Origin of the sequence: Algoriphagus sp. AK58 (assembly GCF_014324365.1) — a bacterium.
Taxonomy (GTDB): domain Bacteria; phylum Bacteroidota; class Bacteroidia; order Cytophagales; family Cyclobacteriaceae; genus Algoriphagus.
Map to the genome: position 1 here is coordinate 1 of NZ_QEIG01000035.1, position 6,805 is coordinate 6,805.

1 pseudogene is annotated in these 6,805 nt (G+C 45.9%); it reads right to left on the reverse strand.

What is annotated here, in order from left to right:
• Positions 1-45: 45 nt before the first annotated feature.
• Positions 46-6,794, reverse strand: a pseudogene (locus DDT91_RS20265) (MBG domain-containing protein).
• Positions 6,795-6,805 lie beyond the last annotated feature (11 nt).

A 6,805-nucleotide genomic window follows, 5' to 3' on the forward strand; every position in this document is an offset into this window, starting at 1 on the left:
GCTGTTGGCATAATGGTCATAGAGCTTCATTCTTTCACTATGTCCTTAGTTCTGCCGTATATTTCCGCGTTGCTGTTGGTACGCGTTTTGCTTTCTACTTTTTTTTTTTACTGATCCCTCTAAAGCTTTTTGACCAACTGTCAAGGTTCCATTGACTAGGGTGATTGCATAGTTCTGATCTGATCCGCCAATTAGGGTAATTGGATAAGTGCCCACATTTGAGCTTGCGTTGCAGTCGTGCTGATGCTTGGTTCAGTAGTCACTTTCGTGTCACCATTCACCAAACCTGTATAACTGAAGGTCAAGACTGGATTTGCTTCGCCATACACTTTTGACTTATCATCCGCCGTGATCGTCAAAGCTTTTTGACCAACTGTTAAGGTGCCGTTCACCAAAGTGATCGCATAGTTTAGATCCGATCCACCGCTTAGCGTGATTGGATAAGTACCCACATTCGATCCTTGGGTTGCGGTTGTGCTGATGCTTGGTTCAGTGGTCACTTTCGTGTCACCATTCACCAAACCTGTATAACTGAAGGTCAAGACTGGATTCGCTTCCCCATAAATCTTCTGCTTATCATCTGCGGTGATGGTCACCGCTTTTTGACCAACTGTCAAAGTTCCGTTGACCAAGGTAATCGCATAATTTGGATCGGATCCACCGCTTAAGGTGATCGGGTAAGTGCCCACGTTCGATCCTTGTGTTGCGGTTGTGCTGATGCTCGGTTCGGTGGTCACTTGGGTATCGCCATTTACCAGACCAGTGTAAGTAAAGGTCAAAGTTGGATTTGATTCTCCATACACTTTTGACTTATCATCCGCCGTGATCGTCAAAGCTTTTTGACCAATTGTCAAGGTTCCGTTGACCAAGGTGATCGCATAGTTCTGATCTGAGCCACCGCTTAAGGTGATCGGGTAAGTTCCGACATTCGATCCTTGGGTTGCGGTTGTGCTGATGCTAGGTAAAGTTGTCACTTGCGTATCGCCATTTACTAGACCGTTATAGCTGATGGTCAGGACTGGATTCGCTTCGCCGTACACTTTCGACTTATCATCCGCCGTGATCGTCAAAGCTTTTTGACCAACTATCAAGGTTCCATTGACCAGGGTGATTGCATAGTTCTGATCTGATCCGCCAATTAGGGTAATTGGATAAGTGCCCACATTTGAGCTTGCCGTTGCAGTCGTGCTGATGCTTGGTTCAGTAGTCACTTTCGTGTCACCATTCACCAAACCTGTATAACTGAAGGTCAGGACTGGATTTGCTTCCCCATAGATCTTCTGCTGATCATCTGCTGTGATCGTTAAACTAGCTGGGGTAATGCTCAAGGTGCCATTTACCAAATTGAATGCATAATTTGGATCTGAGCCGCCTGTTAACGTGATATCATAAGTTCCTACCGGGGAGCTTATCGTTGCTTCAGTGGAAATGGTCGGTTCGATCTGGATTTGGGTATCGCCTTCCAATAAGCCTACGTAACTGAAGGTCAATGGTGGATTGGCCTGTCCATACACTTTGCTTTGATTAGCAGCAGTGATTGTGACTGTCTTTTGTCCGATGGTCAAGATCCCGTTTACTCGTGAGATCGAATAGTTAGGATCGGAGCCACCAGTTAGGGTGATTGGATAGTTTCCTACTGGAGAAATTTGAGTAGCGGTTGTTTCAAGAGTTGGCTCTGTCTGAATCTGCGTGTCTCCATTTACCAGTCCCTCATAGGTGAAGGTCAACGGTGGATTCGCTTCGCCGTAGATCTTCTGCTTATTATCCACTGTGATCGTTAGGGGTGCAGGCGTAACGCTCAAGGTACCATTTACCCTCGTGATCGCATAGTTCGGATCTGAACCTCCAGTCAAGGTGATCGGATAAGTTCCCACATTGGAACTTGAGGTAGCTGTCGTGGCTAGACTTGGCTCAACGGCAACTCCGGTATCACCATTGACTAACCCTGCGTAACTGAATGTCAAGGGCGGATTGACTGCTCCATATACCCTAGATTTATCATCCGCAATGATCGTTAATGTTGCCGGAGTAATGCTCAGCGTTCCATTGACCAGTGTAAAGTCATAGTTTGGATCTGAGCCACCTGTCAATGTGATATCATAAGTTCCAACCGGGGAGCTGATCGTAGCTTCAGTGGAAATGGTCGGTTCGATCTGAATTTGAGTATCTCCATCCAATAAACCATTATAGCTAAAGGTCAAAACTGGATTGGCTTCACCGTATACTTTGCTTTGATTGGATGCTGTGATCGTTACTGTTTTTTGTCCAATGGTCAAGGTTCCCTCTACTCGCAAGATCGAATAGTTGGGATCTGAGCCGCCCGTCACTGTAATATCATAAGTTCCTACAGGGGAGCTGATTGTAGCTTCAGTAGAGAGGGTCGGTTCGACAGCTAATTGCGTATCACCATTAACAAGACCATCATACGTGAAGGTCAAGGGCGGATTGGCTTCTCCATAGATCTTCTGCTTGTCATCTGCAATAATCCTCAACGGTGCAGGTGTAATTAAGAAGGGAGTAGTACTGATCAACTGCAGATTGTAATTGGCACCCGCAGTCAGTGTTCCTAAGTTATACCCATATGTGCCCACATTCTCTCCTCCGGTTCGACCAAGTGCTCCTCCAAGGATCGAAGCAGTGTCATTTAGCTTAAAGCCAGTAGGGGTATAAGTGTAGACTGGATTATCGTCTCCATATACTTTTTCAAGCTCGTCTACTTGGATCGACAATGTGGCTGGAGTAATCGTAAATACCTCCGGGTTAAGCACTAATTCATAATTCGGGCCTGCGTTCAGGTTGCCTAATGTGTAGGCATAAGTGCCTGCATCTTCTCCGACTTCCCTTGATAAAGCTCCTGTCAAAATGGAGATATTATCACCATTTTTGAAGCCCTCAACCGTATAGGCATAAGCATCCGGATCAGTATCTCCATATTCCTTATTTTGTCCTGCTGTCGGAGTAATAATGAGTTCAGTCGCGACATCATCGTCACTGATCGTCATCGTTGCTTCACTTGGTGTGCCTATAGTCACCAGGTCATTATCAGTGCCGGTCAAGGTTAAAATAATCGTCTCCTCACCTTCTACATTAAAGTCATCGATTATCGAAACCGGCAGGATCACACTAGGTGTATTTCCTGGGAAAACGAAGGAGGTTCCCAAGGCTTGGTAATCCGAACCCGGACTTGCAGTTCCACCCACTTGAATGGTAACTGTGGTATTTGTCGCAAACAGGTTATCAGTCAAAATCTCAAATTCCCCATCTGTAGCGTTATTCTCTCCAGCTTGTGTCCTTACGGTGATGGTCAAAACTGCAGGTAAACGTTTTTCAACTGTATCGCTTACTTCGCCCCCTTCATTACCTGAAGCATCCGTTAAGGTGACTGTCAGGGTTAAGATTCCATCAGGAAGACTACTTACATTGACCCCATCAATGAGTTGATTCTGACTAGTGACGTCTCCGGTTCCGGTAACAGGGGTCCCTCCTGCACTGCTACTGATCGAAAATGAGTAATCCGAACCTAATTCTCCATCTATGAGGCTGAAACTAAAATTGTTCTGGTTTACTCCATTTATTCTATCAGGAACTATGGAAACGGAATAGCCTGCGGGAATTTGTGTATCCACGGAATAATTATTGGACTCCGTTATTCCGGATCCAGTATTTCCGGCTAAATCCTGGTAACCCGTATTGTCTAGTATGATCAAGTTACTGGCATCTTCTACTCCCGAATCAGGAGTCAGCGTTGCCGTCCAGGTTATTCCTCCATTAACAGATTCCAAATCAGAAAGAATGCCGTTTGCAACACTAAAATCATCCAGCATCAATCCTGTCACAGCTTCTGTAAATGTGATCGTGACCAGACTCGTCTTTCCTGAGTTCAATTCAGCTTCCGCCACTACTATCGTAGCAGTTGGACGCCGGGTATCGATTTCATAATTGAAGGATTCTGTGGTTCCATTTCCGGCATTACCGGCCAGGTCGGTATATCCTGCATTGTTTAGTGAAATTACATTCGTATCATCCTCAATCCCTAAACTTGGAGTAAAACTTGCAGTCCAAGTTTCTCCTCCGTCTGAAGAGGACAAACCGGAAAGAATTCCATTACCAACTGTAAAATCAGTAGCTTGAAGGCCTGAGATTCTTTCGCTAAGGATCAGGGTAAGGGTTGCCGTTTGGCCGATGGCAAACGAATTGTCATTCAAACTCAAACTTACCACCGTTGGCGCTACTCCGTCAACTAACACCTGACTGGTGCTTCCTACAGTATTGATGGTTAGGTTGGCATTATTTCCTGCCGCATCCCTAATCGTTCCATCATTGAGTGACAAAGACCCTACAACAATTCCGTTTAGATCAAGGTCGCCGCTTTGTACAGTATACCTGAAAACCAAAACATTGGAACCTGAACCGGATAAATAACTTGCCTGAGCTGTATTTGTCCCAATTGTAAGACTTAATTGTGGAGTACCATTGACTAGCACCGCTTCAGAGAGGTTGATCGTAAAATCCAAGTTCTGACCGATGGCATAAACCCCATTAGAAGGGACCGAAACGGAAGTAATTACAGGAACAACTCCGTCAATGCCAATATCCTTTTGTCCTGAGAGAGAATTAGCAGTTCCAGCAGCAGGCAGATCCAAAACTGCAGGATCATTTGAAACATTCTCAATAATACCTCCATTCAATGCAAGGGCATCAATTCCAGAGTAGTCCAAATCCGATGAAAAATCCCCTTGCTGTACGGTGTAGGAGAAGCTTAAGGTATTAGTTCCAGAACCTTCCAAATAGACTGCTTGCCTGTCTGTTGCTCCTGTTTCCAGACTTAGGGTTGGAGAGCCTCCAGTAGTATTCACCTCTACCACCTGATCAAACTCAACCTCAATAGTAAGAACGTCCCCTATCTTATAAAATCCGTCGGCTACACTGCTAGTCACCCGATTTACGATTGGATTAATTGAATTGACTGTGATTGAAATCTCGTCCGTGTCTGTCAAGACACCCCCAAGTCCAAATTTCCCCCCATCATTTGATGTGATGGTAAGACTTGCATTTCCGAAATATCCAGGGGTAGGCCGGAACTCCAAGCCATTCATGGCATTATTAACATTCGTAACTGTCCCCGAAAGGGTAATTGATGAATCATCAATCCCATCTCCAGGGCTGGTGGTCACACCAATAACACTGATCGAGGTGAGCGTGCCATTTATCGCCGTAAGGGTGACCGTGATATCATCATTAAGCCTAGTTTCCACATCTGAGGTAGAAATAGCATTACCGTTTGCTGTACTGAAAATCAAAATTCCTCCCTGATCCACGGATTGTGGCCCGGGAACTATATTTACCGGAGGATCATTTACGGAAAGAACCAATAAAAATACAGTCGATCTATTGGTTAAGGCACCACCTGTTCCCGTATTGCCATTATCATTCACCTCCAATTCCATCTCTACTTGATCCGTTTGGTTCAAAGCTGTCGTAAAGCCCACATGACCGGCTGAAATGAAATCATTCAGATCTGATAAGCTTCCTGAAAGGGTAAGTGCAGTTGTTGTTCCTCCTACGGTAACTCCGCCTCCAGAGGTAGCAGAAAGCGCACCCGAAGTTACACTTAGCGTCAAGGTCATCTCCCCTGAACCTGCATCAACATCCTCAATACTGATTCCTGTCAAAGGTGACAAAACATCTTCAGTTACCTGGATAAAAAATGGCGCAGTGATCACCGGAGCATCATTAACCCCTACCACAATTAGGGTAAAAGTGTCAGAAACAGAGGCCCCATCTGAATCACTTGCCGTCACCACAACATCCAAGTTGCCCACATCCGAATTCCCAGGTGTTCCGCTAAATGTTCGAGTAGTCCCATCAAAGCTCAGCCAAGTTGGCAAGGATCCACCACCTGCCAATTGAGCGGTGTAGGATAGTTCATCCCCCACATCGATGTCATTGAATACATTCAATCCAAACTGGAAGTTGAAAGCACTGTTCTCTGTGGCAAACTGATCCGGAATCGGATTGGCCACCGTTGGCGCATCATTGGTATTAAGTACCGTGATGTCAAAGGTGTCCGTTTCCGTCCCTCCGTTACCGTCATCTGCCGTCACAGCGATGGTGATCGTACCTACCTCTGAATTGGTCGGAGTTCCGCTGAAGGTTCTGTTGGCTGGATTGAAGGTTAACCAAGTAGGCAAAGTTCCTCCTCCGGCCAGCTGGACAGAATAACTCAGTTCATCCCCGTCCGCATCAAAGAAGACATCCGAGTCAAACTGGAAAACAAATTCGACATCCTCTGTTGCGTTTTGGTTGGGAATGGAATTCTGTACCGTTGGCGCATCATTGACATTAACCACAGTAATTTTAAAGGTATCGGTTATTGATCCACCTTTTCCATCACTCGCTATGACATCAATTTCCAAATCACCCACATCGGCCTGAGCTGGAGTACCAGTAAACCTTCGGTTAAGCCCATCAAAGCTCAGCCAAGTTGGCAAGGATCCACCACCTGCCAATTGAGCGGTGTAGGATAGTTCATCCCCCACATCGATGTCATTGAATACATTCAATCCAAACTGGAAGTTGAAAGCACTGTTCTCTGTGGCAAACTGATCCGGAATCGGATTGGCCACCGTTGGCGCATCATTGGTATTGAGTACCGTGATGTCAAAGGTGTCCGTTTCCGTCCCTCCGTTACCGTCATCTGCCGTCACCGCGAGCGGGATAGTAACGAACTCGGAAGAGCTCGGAGTTCCACTGAAGGTTCTGTAGGCTGGATTGAAGGTAACCCAAGTAGGCAAGGTTCCTCCTC